This window comes from Pedobacter sp. V48, assembly GCF_000523515.1.
GTDB lineage: Bacteria > Bacteroidota > Bacteroidia > Sphingobacteriales > Sphingobacteriaceae > Pedobacter.
Map to the genome: position 1 here is coordinate 86,838 of NZ_AWRU01000032.1, position 17,302 is coordinate 104,139.

General features: G+C 37.4%; 17 protein-coding genes and 1 pseudogene. 5 read left to right on the top strand and 13 right to left on the bottom strand.

What is annotated here, in order from left to right; all coding sequences use genetic code 11:
• Positions 1–29 precede the first annotated feature (29 nt).
• Both N824_RS22305 and N824_RS22310 read left to right on the top strand, forming a co-directional pair.
• On the top strand, positions 30–830 hold the full coding sequence (locus N824_RS22305; protein WP_048907344.1) for a (Fe-S)-binding protein: 801 nt from the start codon (positions 30–32) through the stop codon (positions 828–830).
• Positions 820–1,620: an MBL fold metallo-hydrolase gene (locus N824_RS22310; RefSeq protein ID WP_048907345.1), complete on the top strand. Its 801-nt coding sequence runs from the start codon at positions 820–822 to the stop codon at positions 1,618–1,620. The genes N824_RS22305 and N824_RS22310 overlap by 11 nt, the downstream gene beginning before the upstream one ends.
• On the opposite strand, the gene N824_RS22315 is transcribed toward N824_RS22310, so the two are convergent.
• Positions 1,583–2,065 carry a hypothetical protein gene (locus N824_RS22315; protein WP_048907346.1) on the bottom strand — a complete coding sequence of 161 codons (483 nt, stop codon included), beginning with the start codon at positions 2,063–2,065 and terminating at the stop codon, positions 1,583–1,585. The two genes, N824_RS22310 and N824_RS22315, sit on opposite strands and share 38 nt — an antisense overlap.
• Before the next feature lie 51 nt (positions 2,066–2,116).
• On the opposite strand from N824_RS22315, the gene N824_RS22320 reads away from it, so the two are divergent.
• Positions 2,117–2,596: a hypothetical protein gene (locus tag N824_RS22320; protein WP_048907347.1), complete on the top strand. Its 480-nt coding sequence runs from the start codon at positions 2,117–2,119 to the stop codon at positions 2,594–2,596.
• A 17-nt stretch (positions 2,597–2,613) separates the two neighbouring features.
• On the opposite strand, the gene N824_RS22325 is transcribed toward N824_RS22320, so the two are convergent.
• From N824_RS22325 to N824_RS22380, 11 genes and pseudogenes are all read right to left on the bottom strand, one after another.
• Entirely contained in the window at positions 2,614–3,489 is an 876-nt protein-coding gene (locus tag N824_RS22325; RefSeq protein ID WP_235207243.1) for a cyanophycinase, read from the bottom strand.
• Positions 3,486–4,511, bottom strand: a complete 1,026-nt coding sequence (locus N824_RS22330) for an isoaspartyl peptidase/L-asparaginase family protein (protein ID WP_084498423.1) — start codon at positions 4,509–4,511, stop codon at positions 3,486–3,488. The genes N824_RS22325 and N824_RS22330 overlap by 4 nt, the downstream gene beginning before the upstream one ends.
• 10 nt (positions 4,512–4,521) lie before the next feature.
• Positions 4,522–5,925 (bottom strand): annotated as a pseudogene (locus N824_RS22335) (RagB/SusD family nutrient uptake outer membrane protein).
• 10 nt (positions 5,926–5,935) lie between these two features.
• Entirely contained in the window at positions 5,936–9,286 is a 3,351-nt protein-coding gene (locus N824_RS22340; protein WP_235207245.1) for a TonB-dependent receptor, read from the bottom strand.
• Positions 9,287–9,333: 47 nt separating this feature from the next.
• Positions 9,334–10,038: a FecR family protein gene (locus N824_RS22345; RefSeq protein ID WP_306413928.1), complete on the bottom strand. Its 705-nt coding sequence runs from the start codon at positions 10,036–10,038 to the stop codon at positions 9,334–9,336.
• A gap of 454 nt (positions 10,039–10,492) precedes the next feature.
• Positions 10,493–11,044 carry an RNA polymerase sigma factor gene (locus tag N824_RS22355; protein ID WP_048907350.1) on the bottom strand — a complete coding sequence of 184 codons (552 nt, stop codon included), beginning with the start codon at positions 11,042–11,044 and terminating at the stop codon, positions 10,493–10,495.
• Between the two features lie 43 nt (positions 11,045–11,087).
• Complete coding sequence (gene mtgA / locus N824_RS22360; protein WP_235207246.1) at positions 11,088–11,834, bottom strand: monofunctional biosynthetic peptidoglycan transglycosylase; 747 nt, start codon at positions 11,832–11,834, stop codon at positions 11,088–11,090.
• Between the two features lie 88 nt (positions 11,835–11,922).
• Positions 11,923–12,366, bottom strand: coding sequence for a 50S ribosomal protein L9 (gene rplI, locus N824_RS22365; protein ID WP_048907352.1), 444 nt, complete (start codon positions 12,364–12,366; stop codon positions 11,923–11,925).
• Positions 12,367–12,376: 10 nt separating this feature from the next.
• Entirely contained in the window at positions 12,377–12,640 is a 264-nt protein-coding gene (gene rpsR, locus N824_RS22370; RefSeq protein ID WP_012780908.1) for a 30S ribosomal protein S18, read from the bottom strand.
• Entirely contained in the window at positions 12,640–12,999 is a 360-nt protein-coding gene (gene rpsF / locus N824_RS22375) for a 30S ribosomal protein S6 (RefSeq protein WP_048907353.1), read from the bottom strand. Before rpsF ends, rpsR begins: the two co-directional genes overlap by 1 nt.
• A gap of 271 nt (positions 13,000–13,270) precedes the next feature.
• Positions 13,271–13,861 carry a hypothetical protein gene (locus tag N824_RS22380; protein WP_048907354.1) on the bottom strand — a complete coding sequence of 197 codons (591 nt, stop codon included), beginning with the start codon at positions 13,859–13,861 and terminating at the stop codon, positions 13,271–13,273.
• 164 nt (positions 13,862–14,025) lie between these two features.
• Between N824_RS22380 and N824_RS22385 the strand changes: the two genes are divergently transcribed.
• Both N824_RS22385 and N824_RS22390 read left to right on the top strand, forming a co-directional pair.
• Positions 14,026–14,898 carry an AraC family transcriptional regulator gene (locus N824_RS22385; protein WP_048907355.1) on the top strand — a complete coding sequence of 291 codons (873 nt, stop codon included), beginning with the start codon at positions 14,026–14,028 and terminating at the stop codon, positions 14,896–14,898.
• 87 nt (positions 14,899–14,985) lie between these two features.
• Positions 14,986–16,806 carry a DNA polymerase III subunit gamma/tau gene (locus N824_RS22390; RefSeq protein ID WP_048907356.1) on the top strand — a complete coding sequence of 607 codons (1,821 nt, stop codon included), beginning with the start codon at positions 14,986–14,988 and terminating at the stop codon, positions 16,804–16,806.
• Here N824_RS22390 and N824_RS22395 read toward each other — a convergent pair.
• The gene (locus tag N824_RS22395) at positions 16,803–17,231 is read right to left on the bottom strand and encodes a hypothetical protein (protein ID WP_048907357.1); all 429 of its coding nucleotides are present in this window, start codon (positions 17,229–17,231) and stop codon (positions 16,803–16,805) included. The two genes, N824_RS22390 and N824_RS22395, sit on opposite strands and share 4 nt — an antisense overlap.
• Positions 17,232–17,302 lie beyond the last annotated feature (71 nt).

A 17,302-nucleotide genomic window follows, 5' to 3' on the forward strand; every position in this document is an offset into this window, starting at 1 on the left:
AAAGTATTTAAATCTATTATAGCTTAAAGATGAGCGAGCAACTAAATTTTGAAGTGCCTACAATGGCAGAAATGATAGCCAAAGGCGAAGACCCTGAGATATTATTCTGGGTAGGTTGCGCAGGCAGTTATGACGAAAGAGCACAAAAAACAACTCGCGACATCTGTAAAATCCTCCACCATGTAGGCATGAAGTATGCTGTTCTAGGTACTGAAGAAAGCTGCACCGGAGACCCTGCAAAACGGGCCGGAAATGAGTTTCTTTTCCAAATGCAAGCCATGACTAATATTGAGGTTTTAAATGCCTACAACATAAAGAAAATAGTGACAGGCTGCCCTCATTGCTTTAACACCATTAAAAATGAGTATCCGGGTTTAGGGGGAACCTATGAAGTTATTCACCATACACAGCTAATCCAACAGTTAATTGACGAGGGTAGGCTAAAAGCCGAAGGAGGAGAAAGCTTTAAAGGTAAAAAGATAACTTATCATGACCCATGTTATTTAGGTCGTGGAAATGGAGTTTATGAAGCTCCGCGTAAGGCTTTAGAGGTTTTAGATGCGCAGCTGGTAGAAATGAAACGCTGCAAGTCTAATGGATTATGCTGCGGTGCAGGCGGTGCACAGATGTTTAAAGAACCCGAAAAAGGCAGTAAAGACATTAATATTGAACGTATTGAAGAGGCCCTTGAAACACAGCCAAATATTATAGCTGCCGGTTGCCCTTTCTGCATGACGATGATAAGTGATGGTGTGAAGCTGAAAGATCAGGACAAAAACGTACAAGTATTGGATATTGCTGAAATTACAGCTCGCGCAAATGGCTTGTAACAAGCTACATATTGCCTCTTTAAATTCCGGAAGCAACGGAAATTGCTATTATATTGGAAATCATCAGGAAGCCATTCTTGTAGATACAGGAATCTCTTGCAGGGAAACTGAAAAGAGAATGTTACGTTTGGGTTTATCAATGCATAACGTTAAAGCGATTTTCATTTCTCATGAACATACAGATCATGTTCGCGGACTGGCTACCCTCTCTTCAAAATACAACTTGCCGGTATACATAACACAGGGAACTTTAAATGGATGCAGATTTAATATTCGTGAAGACCTCATAAGAGTATTATATAGCACCCAAACAATATCTGTTGGAAACTTAGAAGTAACCAGTTTTCTTAAAATACATGATGCATCTGAGCCACATAGTTTTATGATTTCTTGCGGAGGCACCAAGGTCGGTGTGTTTACAGATATTGGAGCGGCTTGTGATCAACTTATTTTTCATTTTAAACAATGCCACGCAGCATTTCTTGAAACGAACTACGATGATGATCTATTAAGTAAAAGCCCATATCCGTATTTCTTAAAGCAACGTATCAGTGGAGGTAAGGGTCACTTATCCAATAAGCAAGCCTTAGACCTCTTTATACACCATAGGCCATCATATATGACCCATTTATTGTTATCGCACTTATCCAAAGACAATAACAATCCTCAGTTAGCACATAGTTTGTTTAGCGAGCATGCCGGAGAAGTTGAAATTGTTGTCGCCTCTAGGTTTGGTGAAACTGAGGTCTACACTATTTTTGAGCAAGTAAGCGAGCATTCGTCTTTCTAATCTGTTCAGAAAGCGCCGTAAGATCCTGAGTATTCATGTTTTTTACAGGTATCGACATGTAATTCGCCATTGTGTCTACATCCTCTTCATTTTTATCATTATAAGTTTGCACAATTACATCATCACCCCTGGTGTATAAATATAAGTCGCCAATCGTATCTGTTCCCTGATAATCAAGATCTTTGAACTTCATCAAATTGAAAGAGAAATATTCAATCTTACCACTCTTAAAAAATCGCTTGTATCTGCAAAAACCACTGTTAGTAACATTAAGTTCATAATGCTTTATTTGCGATGTTTCGAGCTCCTTATTATAGTGACCGACAAGCAATTGCTGGATATAGTCGGTTTGTTCATCAAGTAATTTGAGCTTAGAAAATCCCATGAAAAGAAGGCACATTGCTAATGTGAGGCATATTTTCAAGTTTAATGTAAACTTTTTCATGGCGTTAAGTATTTAACATAATCAAGTTAAATATTTTTGTATTTTTGATCTATGAGTTTTTCTCCACAATCCAGAATTTGGATATACCAGAGTAACCGCGCATTTACAAATGACGAGGTACAGGCGATACAGGAAAGATTAAATGATTTTACTGTACAATGGAAAGCACATGGCCATCAGCTAAATGCAAAGACACAAATACTATACAATTTCTTTATTGTGTTTTTTGTTGATGAAGCTTCTGCAGGGGTTACAGGTTGCTCTATAGATTCATCCGTTAGGATAATGAAAGAAATTGAACAAGAATATAATGTAGATCTGTTTGACAGGTTTAATATGGCTTACAAGTTAGAAGACAAAGTTATTGTTACCAACAAAGAAGATTTTGAAACATTGGTAAACATAAAAGCAATAGGTCCACAAACTATTGTGTTTAATAACATGGTACAAACATTACAGGAATTTGAAACCAAGTGGCAAATACCATTTGAACAAAGCTGGCACAGTAAAGTGTTTGCACATTTACTGTAACCGACATTCAATATCAATTATTTTACATAAAACACATCGCCTTCTGTAAACATATTAAAGCGAAGGCTCTCCATTTTTATATGTCCTGTTTCTGTGACCTTTAAGTTTTCAGGATCTGCTATTCTTAATACCTGACTATCTCCTGCAACCTCAATCTTTTTCCCTTTTACAATTATTGCCGTCCCTTCATCGATACCTACGCAGTCAAAAGTAGGGTGCGCTGCCAATGCAGAAAGAAGCCTGTTAAACCTGCTTCTTTTAATAAAATGCTGATCAATAATAACTGAAGTAAGCAACCCCAAACCTTGCTCAAATTCAATATTCTTATCAATTAGTTTATTAAAAGTTTCCCTATAAGTGGTGTCTCCTGCCAACTGATTGCCAGTAATCATATACTTACTCATCACTGCAGCCCCTGCGCTTGTTCCTGCTACTGTTGCGCCCTTGTTATAAGCCTGATGAATGGCTTTATATATGGGTGTATTTAACACAACCTTCATAAAACGGCTTTGATCGCCACCCGTAATAAAGATCAGTTTTGCTCCTGACAAAGAATCCAGTAATTTCTTATTATTAGCACTTTCAGTAGTAAAATTAAGATAACCAATGCTATTTTCAGCCTGAGAAGAGAGTTCTTCCTTAATGGCATTAAAAGAAGCCACAGGATCACCGCTAGACATAGGAAGAACAATCATATAATCCTTTGAACTCAGATTGGCAGTTTTAATTAGTTTCTGCAGCAATTCCGGAGAACGGGAACCGCCTCCAATAATAAACAAACTTCCCTTTGGCAAAGACCTTTGCTGCGCAATTGAAGAATAGGCAAACAGCATAAGCGCAAAAAAAAGAATCTGCCTTAACCCAGATTTATGTAATATATTTAAGATCATCATTTATAAATCAATACTTCTATTTTACCATCTTCTGTTACTGTGCCTCTATACATTCCTTCTGTATTAAATGGCATCGCTACATTCCCATTTTTATCAAGTGCTATCAACCCACCGTCTCCACCAAGCTTTTCCATTTTGTCTAGGGCCGTTTTCGAAGCATCTGAAACAGAAAGATTTTTATATTCCATCATAGCCGAAACATCATACGCTACAACACTTCTGATGTAAAACTCGCCCCAGCCAGTGCAGGAGATTCCGGCTGTTAGGTTATTTGCATAAGTTCCTGCGCCGATAATTGGAGAATCACCAACTCGGCCGTACTTCTTATTTGTCATTCCACCTGTTGAGGTTCCTGCTGCAAGATTACCCATCTTGTCAAGCGCCACTGCTCCCACTGTACCGAATTTATAATCTCTATTTATAGTTCCAAGTTTCATGGATTTCTTATTACCATGATCAAGTACAGCCTTTACTGAATCCTCTTTTATAGCCTGCTGAAGCCCGTCCCAACGCTCTTTTGTATAAAAATATTTGGGATCAACTATTTCAACTCCACACTGCTCAGCAAACTGCTCAGCTCCCCTGTCCACCATCATTACATGTTCAGATTTTTCCATCACCGCCCTTGCAGCGGTAATTGGATTACGGATTACAGTTACTCCGGCAACAGCTCCTGCTTTTAAACTTTTGCCTTCCATAATTGCAGCATCCATTTCATTTTTACCATCGTGTGTAAAAACGGCTCCCTTACCGGCATTAAAGAGTGGCGAATCTTCAAGTACATGTATAGCTGCTTCAACCGCATCCAGACTCGTTTTACCTGATTTAATAGCATCATAGCCATGCTGTAAAGCCTTTGTTAATGCTGCAGTATATGCGGCCTCCTTTTCCGGGGTCATGCTCTTCTTTAGAATTGTTCCGGCACCTCCATGCACAACTAATACATATTTCTTTTGTGCCTGTAAATTCAAAGATGTAAGCAGCAGTAAAATAGAAAAGTAATAATTAAGCTTATAGTTCATAGTATTCCGTTTAATATAATGGGTTTTGTTTAACGTTTGAATTGGCTTTAATTTCTGCGTTAGGAATAGGATAAGCGTATTCTTTATTTCCAGAGGTTAAATTGATTGCACCCAAAGCATTAATTGCATCCGCAGGCTCACGAGTTATTGGTAAATTGTTTCTTCTTAGGTCAAAAAATCTATGCCCTTCAAAAGCAAGTTCTTTGTATCTTTCTAAAATAACCGCCGTTAACAAAGTTGATTTATCTGCAAAGGATACATCTGCATAATTCTTAATTCTTGCCTTCCTTAGTGCATTCAAGTCTTGTGCCGACAACTGAATGTTATTTTTTTCAGCATAAGCCTCAGCTCTAATCWRAKAYMKKWMGMSMGTTCTGTAAAGTTTTACATCAGTAAGATTTGGCAAACCGGAACTTCCTTCAAGATATTTGTTTACGCTGTATTTAGACTTACCCGCACCACGCGTATCATCAAATTTCACATAGGCAGAGTACCTTACATCATTATTCTTATCGTAAGTATTTATCAATTCAAAAGCGGGGGCATATACAATGATATTTTTGATATCATAATAGAAATCTCCAATACGGCTATCTCCTGCCACTCGTTTCAATTTCCATATTACCTCGTCGTCAGTTTCATCTTTCCAGATATCTCCAAAATCATCAATACTTGTCAAAGGTGCAGCACTGATTACCTCAGAGCTATATTTAATAGCGTCCTCCCAATTCTTCTCATACAATGCAACCCTTGCCTGTATAGCAGAAACTGCATTTAGTGTTATCCTTGTGTTGTCTTCAAAATCTGAAGGGATTAGTCCTTTAGCTGCCAAAAGATCAGATTTGATTTTATTTATCGATTCTCCAAAAGTTAATCTGGATGGACTAGAAACTTCTGATACCTCCATATATGGCACCCCCATTGCAGAAGCCTCATATTTAGAAGCAAAGTTTCTAAGTAACTCAAAATGACAGTATGCTCTAAGCGCTAATAATTCTCCTTTGTATTGACTTTTAAGTACTTCTTCTGATGATTTTGACTTTACCTTATCTACATAGGTAAGCACCCTGTTCACTCGGTCTATAGAAATGTAGTTGCTTTCCCAGCCCGCAGTAATGGTACCATTACTTCCATCATACTGCCAGCGATAGGTAGACACCCCTCTACCGGTGCTATTTTCACTTGGCAGGGTACATTCATCAGAAGTAAGGGATACATTGGTTATTGTTGTTGCATCCAATGAAGCATACACGCCAACTAGCCCCCCGTTAAGATCCGAAACAGATTGAAATGCTTTTGAATCATCAATTGTATCAGATGGTTTCAGATCCAGTTCTTTGGTACAGGAGACTGCTAAAAAGGCCAATAGAAAAATGGCACAAAGAGAAAGTTTATTGCTATAATATTTCAACATGATTGTACGATTAGAAGTTAACATTTAAACCAAAAGTGTATGTTCTGGAACTTGGATAATCAAACATAGCTTCGCCATTATTATCCTCGGGATCAAAACCTTTCCACTTTGTCCAGGTAACAAGATTACTTGCTTGAGCGAAAACAGTTACACCACTTATGAATTTAGTACCGGCCAGAAATGTTTTTGGCAGTGAATAATTTAAATTCACATTTCTAAGTCTTATATACGAGGCGTCTTGAATGTCTTTAGATGAATAGCTTCTTTTGGCATCATACCTGGGTAAAAGTGCCTGATCACCTTCTTTTTTCCATCTATTATAAAGCATCCTTACCGATTGTCCGCTTGTACCAAAACTTGGATTTTCATTGTAATAGTCTTCATTATTATATCTATATACATGATTCGCAAAACTAAACAGCGCTGTTAAATTAATTCCCCTATAGGTTAAAGAGGTATTAAATCCTCCAGTAAAAGGTGGGTAAAGACTGCCAAATTCTGCCACACTCATTGTTGTAGCATTATAATCTGAGGTTTTGGTTCCATCTGGATTATAATATAATGGATCACCCGTTTTTGGATTGACCCCTGCCCATTTAGGTGCATAGTGAGACCCGTAAGGTAATCCTTCTCTTACAATCTCGGTTGTATTTTTCTCGAATCCCTCAGAACCAGCAAGTGAAGTGATTTTATTTTTGTTGTAAGCAAAGTTTAGCCCCACATTCCATTTTAATGATTCATTTCTAATCACATCTACCCTAAGTTCAGTTTCTATACCTCTGTTACGCATTGAACCCGCATTTAATGGTAACGCTCCGACACCGGAAGTAAGTGATACCGGAAGGTCCAAAAATAGATTCGCTGTTTCCTTATTATAAATATCACTTACCAAATGTACCCTGTTATTCCATACGTCCAGATCAAAACCGATATTCAAATCCTTAGCGTACTCCCAATCATAGTTTGCACTACCATAAGCATAAGGATAAATTCCGCTGTTACCTCCATAAGAAGTAGTAGCAAAGGTAGGCAGGTAAGTAAAATTACCCGGGAACGGACTGGCAGTAGTACCATAACTGGCACGAAATCTTAAATCGCTGATGAACTCACTGTTGGCAAGGAAGTTTTCTTTTTTAACATTCCATGCAAAACCTAATGAGTAAAAGCCATGCCATCTATTTTTGGCAGGCAATGTCGAAGATCCATCATACCTATAACTTGCATTAAGTGTATATCGATCATCAAAAGTATAACGACCAAGTGCTATATAAGAGATTAGTGCATTTCTTGTTCTTCCACCATTAAATTCAGGAATAAACGAATTCTCATCAGAACCGGGAGTTGCACCTGCCGGTGTTTCAGGCAATCTTGGATCTATGCCAAAAGCAGTATACCCAAAGCTTCTGAAATGCTGCTTTGTAATCTCATAAAGTCCGGTTACTTCAAAATTATGTTTATCAATAACCTTTGAATATGTTATTCCTGAGGTAGAGATCATTGAAAAGTTACGTCGTAAATTCTCTCCAAAACTTCCTTTTTCTCCATTTTCATTTGATCCGGAGTATGAATCAGGCCTAATAAACCGCTCATCGGTAGATTCTCTAAAATCTACGCCCAATCGAGTTTTAACAGTCAAATCGTCGGTGATTTTATAGTTTAATGATCCGCTTAAAATCGTTTTGTACTGATTGGTTTTATTAGTGGTATTTAACAACCTTTCTAAAGCGTTACTCCCCTCACGTTGGTCATAAATTTCATAATCATCTGAATTACCGTAATGAACTAATGTTCCATCAGAAGCATAAGGATATTCATACGGAAGTGCATAATATACTGCTGACAATGGATTACTTCCGCTGCTGGATCCTTCACGTTCAATAAAGCTCGATTCTGAATAACCTAAACTTGTGTTTATAGAAGCTGAGAATCTGCCGGCATTAAAATCAACATTATTTCTTAAAGAATAACGTTCCATACCAGATCTAACTGCAATCCCATCCTGTTTATAATAATTTAAAGAGCTATAAAACCTAACATTTTCATTACCCCCGCTTGCATCCACCTGTTGTTCGGTAAACTTCCCGGTTCTAAAGAAAATATCTTTCCAATCCGTATTTATTTTTCCAATACTATCTAAAATAACACCCGCCCTGTTTTGTTCTGCAGAGCTCATACTGGCATATTCCGGATTCTTTTTCGAGAATGTCCAGCCCGGCCCAATTTCTGATCCTGTTTCCAATCCTATTTCTTCTTCAAACTGCAGCCTTTGTGCGGTATTCATCATATTAAACTTAGGCGAAGTTAGCTTGGAAATACCATATTGAGACTTATAATTGAACTGAATCTTTCCAGATTTACCTTTTTTTGTTGTAATCACAATTACACCGTTAGCACCTTTAGAACCGTACTGCGCTTTTGAAGTAGCATCTTTTAAAACAGTAACACTTTCAAAATCGGATGGATTTAAGGTTTGAAAATAAGCATCCTCAACTGGTATTCCATCTAAAACATACAATGGAGAGGTGTTCCCGTTTATTGTCCCTATTCCTCTTAGAATAACCTGAGCACTGGTACCTGGCTGACCAGATCCTGAAGACACTTGTAACCCAGCCACCCTGCCTTGCAAAATCTGATCGAAAGTTGAAAGTGGCACCTGGCTCATGTCCTTACCTGAAACCACAGATGATGCACTTGCAGATTGTTGTTTTGTGTAATTCGTATAGCCTGTTACTGTTACTTCCTGCAGATTCTGACTATCGGTTTTCAGTGCTATATTTATCACTTTTCTATTTCCTACACTAACAAGTTGTTTTGCGTAACCTACAAATGAAAACTCAAGATTAGAGGAATTATCAGGTACGCGAATATTGTACTCCCCGTTAGCATCTGTTATCGTAGCTATTGTCAAGCCCGAAACTTTAATCGAAACCCCTGGTATTGGTAACCCTGTATCATCAACAACTTTCCCTGTGATAACAATGTCTTTTCTATTAGTCAACACAGTGGGGTAAATTACTACCAAATTGCTCTCCTTTAACGCATAGGTAAGTTTGGTATCTTTCAAAATCTGGCTCATTGCCTCATCTAATGATACATCCTGAACATTAAGAGAATTCTTATTACTACTGGAAATTGTATTGTTACTGTATACAAAACGATATTCTGTTTGGTTCTCAATTGCTTTAAGCAATTCCTTAATGCTTAGCCGGCTGGCATTAATTGTAATCTTTTGCTGGGCAAACCCGGCAGCAGAAACCTGCATACATAAAACAAGTAAGATAAATCCTGTAATTTTCATACTCAATAAGATCCTACCGGTAAAGGAATAGCTACAATGTTCTAAAAGTACATATTTTCTCATATTTGTTGGTTTAGGTTGTTTTTATCTGTTTGATAGCCTGGTTATAGCTATTTTTTTATAGTGATTATATTATTTTCAATCTCAAACTTAAAGGGATAAGATAGTTGTAAAGCTTCCAGTGTTTTAACAACAGTCTCATTTTCAAATGTTCCTGAATAGCGGTAGTCCTTTACCTGTTCATCAGCTATCAAAACTTCTATGCCATACCAGGCCTGAAGTTTCTGGGCAATGGCGGACAATGGCAGGTTATCAATATCTAGCCTGCTTCTTATCCACTTAGTTTCTTCGGGTTTCTTGGAAAAAGAATCCGTTTGCAATACAGAAACCTTGTACTCTCTAGTAACAGATTCATCCTTTGTTTCCGATTGATTATTGCTTACTACTTTTTGATTGGGTTTTAAAATCACAAAATTGCCAGGATTACTTTTAGAATCTATACGAACACTTCCATGTATTAATGATGTCTCCGTTGTTTTTGAATTAGGATAAGCCTTTATATTGAAAGTGGTTCCCAGAACTTTTACATCGTTAAAAGAAGTATGGACAATGAATGGATGGGCTGTATCGTGTTTTACATCAAAAAATGCTTCGCCGGTAAGCCACAACTCTCTTTTTCCGGTATCAAATGCATCATATAACTGAATTGAGCTTTCTTTTGCCAGCGTTATTACAGTACCGTCGCTTAGTATGAWGGTTTNTGYKTACAGCCATTMSYGACGWGTWATGCTTAAAAATATTGGGAGKGWTTTTATCTTTTAAATATGGATTTGTATAAAAGTATAAAAATAAGACCGCTACAATAGCCGCAGCTACCCCTATGGTATACTTTAGATATGCTCGTTTATGATTAAGGTCAGGTTCAGTGCCAAGTTCAATTTTTTCAACAAATGCATTACGGTATTTTATTCCCTCTTTTAACTCTTTGATCTGACTTAAACGACTGCCTTGTTTAACATTTAAGATGTTAACTATTTTTTTTGCTTCTTCAAAATCAGCTTTTCTATGTGGAATCTTATCAATCCATTCATCCCATAGAAGTTGATCGGCAAGGCTGGTGCCAAGGCAATATTGCTGAAAGGATTCACAGCAAATTAGTTCTTCAATACAAAAATCATCCTTAAGCCCTACCATAGCAATTACTTTTACTATACAGACGATAGAAATGACTTCTTTTCCTAAGAAATTCTATAATATTTTCTAAAACAATTACTTTAAGAGCTTCTTCAACATCTTAATCGCATCGTAAATTGTATTATAAGCCGTTTTCACAGTTTGAGAGCTGCGCTCGGCTATTTGTTCGTATGTTAAACCTTCGAAAAATTTCAACTGAATCAACTCCATTTGTCGCGGAGTTAGTTGTTTAATTGCCAGTTGTAGTCTATGCTTCAACTCGTCATCCTGTTGCACAGCAATCATAATCTCCTCGTACGATAGTTCAGCATGCTCTTTTTCTGCCCCCATCCTGCTAACTGCCTCATTCATTTTATCTGTGTATGCCAATTGATCAAGCATACATCTTTTTAAGGAAGTCATCAGATATGACTTCACATTATCTACAGCGTTCAGTCGAGATCTTTTATCCCACAAGTTCAAAAACACTTGATTAACACAATCTTTCACCAGTTCATCGTCTGCATTTATTTTTAATCCAAACCGGATCAAATGAAAATACATGTTACTGTACAATTCAAATAGCGCTTGTTTATCCCCAAGGCGCATTTTATCCCAATAGCTTCTAACGTCTTCCTCGAACAGCATAGTCAAGGCTTAATATAGGGGTTTTATGAGAAATACCTGGAAATTAAAAATCCAAGGGGCCTAATCTTCTCATATTTTTCAAAATGAGAAATTGTCTGTGTCTGATATATTGAGTAGCTTTTTTAGGAGTCCACCTTCTTGGATTAGGGAAACAAGCGGCGATTAGTGCTGCCTGAGCCCTGCTTAATTTAGTGCAGGACTTACCAAAGTAAGATTGGGCTGCAGCCTCAGCTCCGTAGATTCCATCTCCCATTTCAATTACATTTAGATACACCTCCAATATTCTTTCCTTGCTCCAAAGCATTTCTATCAGTAGTGTAAAATAAGCTTCAAACCCCTTTCGAATCCATGAGCGACCAGGCCATAAGAATACGTTTTTGGCAGTTTGCTGAGAAATTGTACTTCCACCCTTTATTTTTTTTCCATTCTTATTTGAGGCAAAAGCTTTTTCAATAGCTTTTAAGTCGAATCCAATGTGTTTAAGAAATAGCTGATCCTCTGCAGATACAGCTGCCCGTTTCATATTCTCGGAAATATCTTCAAAGTCAACCCATTTCTTCTCCATTTTAAATGACTTATCATGAGAACTACGCTCCAGATTTCTTTGGATCATTAAGAGTGTAATAGGAGGATTAATAAATCTGTAAACCAACACCCAAAGCACTGTAACCATTAAGAACCAAAGAAATACCTTGGTAACAATGGTTGTAATTTTCTTAAATAAGGGAGATTTTGAGTTTATTCTACTGGTTGCTCGTTTACGCTTTGCCATCGGCCAAAGGTAAGTCATAAGCCGATAATTTTAAAGCCTCCAGGAAGATTGTATGCAAAAAAAAGCGTCCCTGTTTGGACGCTTTTTAATATCAGAAGACAAATGATTACTCAGCTACAACTGCGAAAGGAACTTTAACTTTCACTTCTTTGTGTAAGTTTAAGTTGGCAATATAATCACCAACAAATTTAGGCTCAGTTTCGAAAGTGATACGGCGACGGTCAACATCAAAACCTTGTTGTTTTAATGCATCAGCAATCATGATCGTGTTTACAGCACCAAAAATCTTACCTGTTTCACCAGCTTTAGCACCGATAGATAACTTAACGTCGGTTAAACGCTCAGCAATACCTTCAGCATCTTTCTTAATTTTATCTTGTTTAAAAGCAGCTTGCTTTAAGTTTTCTGCTAATACTTTTTTAGCTGAAGGAGTAGCTAGCTGTCCAAATCCTTGCGGGATCAGGTAGTTACGGCCATATCCTGGCTTTACAGAAACGATATCGTCTTTTTCCCCTAGGGATTTGATATCTTGTTTTAAAATAATTTCCATCTCTCAGCTCCTATTTTAATTGGTCAGCAACGAAAGGCAACAAACCGATGTGGCGAGCGCGTTTTACCGCTTGAGCCACTTTACGTTGAAATTTCAATGAAGTACCGGTTAAACGGCGAGGTAAAATTTTACCTTGATCATTGATAAACTTCAATAAAAAGTTTGCGTCTTTATAATCAATATATTTAATACCGTTTTTTCTGAAACGGCAATATTTTTTCCTGTTATCGTCCACTTTTGGAGCAGTAACATATTGTATTTGATCCTTTGCCATTATACTGCAGCCTCCTGTTTAGGTTTTTTGTTAAAAGCACCACTGCGTTTCTTTTCATTATATGCAACCGCATGACGGTCTAATCTAATGGTTAAGAAACGTAGAACACGCTCATCGCGTTTTAGTTCTAATTCCAATTTACTAATTACTTCACCTGAAGATTTGTACTCTGTAAGGTGGAAGAATCCGCTTGCTTTTTTCTCAATCGGATACGCTAATTTTCTCAAACCCCAATTGTCCTCTTGAACAATTTCGGCTCCGCTATCAGCTAAGATCTTGCTGTATTTGGCAATAGCCTCTTTCGCAATTTCTTCTGATAACAACGGGGTTAGAACGATAACAGTTTCGTACTGATTCATTGTTATTATTTGTTTTTTTAATTAATCCGCTCTTAATGCGGGATGCAAAAGTAACAATAAATTTCTAATAATCAAATGATTTAGCGTTTATTGAACAACTAATCCAGCTCCGCTCGCATTCACTACTTTACAATATTAACCTGTGTGCAGCCTTTAATAGATATCAGGGTTATATCCTTCATATCAAGGCCGAAAATTTCCTGCTCTTTCCAAATAAAAAAAGGTTGACCAAAAGGACAACCTCTGTAAAAACAACACTTATTGTACTTACTTAGTACATTTGAACGGTCTTTGTAAAAACCTGGTTTGCCGATCTAATGATAAAGGTAAGCTCTTTCAGACCATGCGCAACGTCAAATCTCTTAACAAACTTTGCCTCTCCCTCAAACACACGTTCATATACAGCATCATTATATCGGTCTAAAATTTGAATTTCAAGAGGCCCCTTCGGAGCATTTTCAAAATTTAAAGTAATAATCCCGTTTTCTTTCGTTAAGACTGGCCGAACCACATCAGCGACTAACGGATCTGAAACAGAAGCCTTACCGTCCTTAAGCTGTATCTTATACTCCGCCGTATTAGATTCTGTTTTCAGTTGAAATCTATAGCTCCCATCAGGAAGTGAATTCAAATCATATGTCTTTGTAGAACCTTTTACTGCATTTATCTTTTTCCCATATACAACTTCATTGTTAGCATCATATAAAGACACTTCAACAACCTGCGTTTCATTAATAAAAAAAGTAACTGATTTTTCGTTTACATCCTTAAGTTTAATCGAAAAATTGCCTTCACTTGCATACAAACCAACAGAATTAATTAATAAAACTGCGATCAAACTGATTTTTATAAAATTTTTCATATCAAAACTATTTAAATTGAACAATTAATTTATAGATCAAAATTACCTCTGTTTTCAATCAAAAATTTATTGCATATTTCCATATATCTATGCTATATTAACCTTCAATTTGACATTAACTTCGGAAATCATATTTTATTCACTAAAAAACGAATAAAAAGAAAATGAGGAATACAAAACCAGGCTTTGAAATCATTGAATCTTCTTTCGGAAGCTCCTTTTACTATTCAAAATATGCAGAGAACCTAAACAATAAGGCACATGTATGGCATTACCACCCCGAAATAGAAATGGTCTTTGTAAACGGGGGATCCGGTAAACGGCAAATCGGGAGTCACCTTTCTTATTATACAGATGGGGATTTAATACTAATAGGCAGCAACCTGCCCCATTGTGGTTTCACGGATACCAATACAGCCAACAAGAATGAAACGGTTATTCAAATGAAACCAACCTTCCTGGGTGCTGATTTTCTAAAACTACAGGAAACAAAATACATCTCAGACCTCTTTAATAAAGCAAAGGGAGGTATTGCTTTCGGAGCTGAAACGAAAAAAACCGTTGGCAAAAGAATAGAAAGTATGGATAACCAACAACCTTTTGATAGACTTCTGACATTATTAAGTGTTTTAAAGGACCTGGAAAATGCTAAAGACTACAAAATTTTAAATGCCTCAGGTTTCTCTATGGAAATGCAAGTTCAGGACAATGACAGAATTAACATGATTTTTAATTACATTAAAGATCATTTTCAGGAAGAAATTAACCTGGCGGCCACAGCGGAGATGGCCAGCATGACGACCCCATCCTTTTGCAGGTATTTTAAGAAAATAACAAAAAAAACTTTTACCAGATTCGTAAATGAATATCGGGTGGTACATGCCGCCAAGCTTTTAGCAGAGAAGCAGATCAGTATCGCAAATATCAGTTACGAAAGCGGGTTCAATAACTTCAGCCATTTCAATAAGCTATTTAAAGAGTTCACAGGAAAAAGTGCATCAGAATACAGAAAAGAACTGAAATCCGTTTTCAAGTAAGCAGCTCTCTACTTTTACAGTCAATTTTTCAACATTTCCAACTTACCACATTCCAACCTCAACAAAAATTCATATTTTCGTTGGCGAATGGAAAATTTTATAGTATCAGCCCGTAAGTACCGCCCGGCAACGTTTGAAACCGTTGTTGGACAGCACCATATTACAGGCACGCTAAAAAATGCCATTAAGAACAATCAGTTAGCCCAGGCATTTTTATTCTGTGGACCCAGAGGTGTAGGTAAAACCACCTGTGCCCGTATTCTAGCTAAAACTATAAACTGTACTAATCTAACTGAAGATCAGGAAGCTTGCGGAACATGTGATTCATGTGTTTCGTTTCAAACTGGTCATTCATTTAATTTTCATGAGCTTGATGCTGCATCAAACAACTCTGTTGACGATATTCGCAGTTTAATTGAGCAAGTGCGTATCCCCCCACAGGCTGGGAAATATAAAATCTACATTATAGATGAGGTACACATGCTGTCTGCAAATGCATTTAATGCTTTTCTAAAAACGCTCGAAGAACCACCATCTTATGCTATTTTTATATTAGCAACAACAGAGAAGCATAAAATACTACCGACTATCCTTTCAAGATGTCAGATTTTTGACTTTAACAGGATCCAGGTTGATGATATATCCGGCCATCTGAATAAGATTGCACAACGTGAGAATATCTCAGTTGAGGCCGATGGATTACACATTATAGCCCAAAAGGCTGATGGCGGCTTAAGGGATGCGCTGTCAATGTTCGACCAGATTGTAAGTTATACTAATAAAAACCTAACCTACAAATCTGTAATAGACAACCTGAACATTCTGGATTACGACTATTATTTTAAGCTTACTCAAAACTTGACCAGTGCAGATGTTAGTAACGCATTAATCTTATTTGACGAGATTTTAAATAATGGTTTTGATGGCAATAATTTCATAAATGGACTGGCAGGTCACTTACGTAATCTATTGGTGGCTAAAGACCCTCAAACCACAAAACTTTTAGAAGTAAGTGAAAATATTAAACAGAAGTACATTTCGCAAAGTCAGCAAACACCTGTTTCATTTATACTTACTGCGCTAAATCTCGCCAATCAATGTGATCTTAATTATAAGAACAGTAAAAATCAACGATTACAGGTAGAACTGGCTTTAATCAAAATGTGCCACATCCCTTCGGTACTTCAACTCGCCCAGCACCCTAATAATAACTCCGCCACTGACACAGATCAGATTAAAAAAAAAACTAATGTAAGTTCGTCTGCACCTACAAACCCAGCCCCTGCAGAGACTCCGGTTAAAGCAGCTGAACCAATTAAACTTCCTGAACTAGCAAAAAAAACTGAACAGGATTCACCTGGCCTGCCATCGATTCCTGCGGCAAAAATAGCCAGCCCGGCACCGGCCACGAAGATTGCACTGAAACCTCTCGCCGACGCTAAAAAAGTAGCGACATTAATACCATCACTAAATGACATTGGACGTGTAGCCGAGGGAGAGGAAGGCGACGAGCGGAAATACATTAGCGGAGATGCAAGAGAGGCCTTTACCTATGAACAACTATCAGCCTTATGGACCCAATATGCAAATAAGGCAAAAGATGATGGCAAAATAAACATATACACCTTGCTTAGCAGTTCAGCTCCAATACTTGATTCTCCTGAGGAGATTACTGTACACGTAGAACACAAACTACAGGAAGGATTATTACAGGAAGAAATGATAGATTTCCTTAATTTCTTAAGGCCAAATCTGAAAAACTTTAGCCTAACTATTAAGACTAAACAGGTAGCAAGAACTGTAGTCAACAGACTTTATACCAATACTGAAAAATACCAGTACCTGATTGAAAAGAATCCTAAACTGGAAGAAATGCGTAAGCGCTTTAATCTCGACGTTAATTCTTAATGAGGTTTCACGGGTGGCGTGTCATTAACAGGATAACCCTCTTCATCCAAATCATCCCTTTCATCCTCAGGAGTGCGGGCCAGCAACTGATCTTCCGGCTCAAGCTCAAGGCTCTCTAAGGTATCAATATGCATGGCAGCACTTTCCAGGTTTTCTCCAACTTGCTGATCTTCGTCATAAGCTGAACCATTGTATGGATTTGCTTCATCATATGTAGAAATACTATCCTCACCATTTGGCGCAGAGGTATCATATGGCAATGGATGATCATACTCACTATCTTCCCCCCTTACATCAAATTCGAAACTGTTTCGGCTCTTATCGTATGATAAATTATTAAAGTCTTTAGTTTCTCCTAATTCGGTAGGGTGAAGTTTGTCGAGTGCTTTTCTTGCTCCGGGAACATTGTTTTGGTCTGCGCTCATAATGATAATTTTTATATAAACTTAGATAAAATTGTTTTTATATACAATAAAGCCTTCATGGTANATRAWRW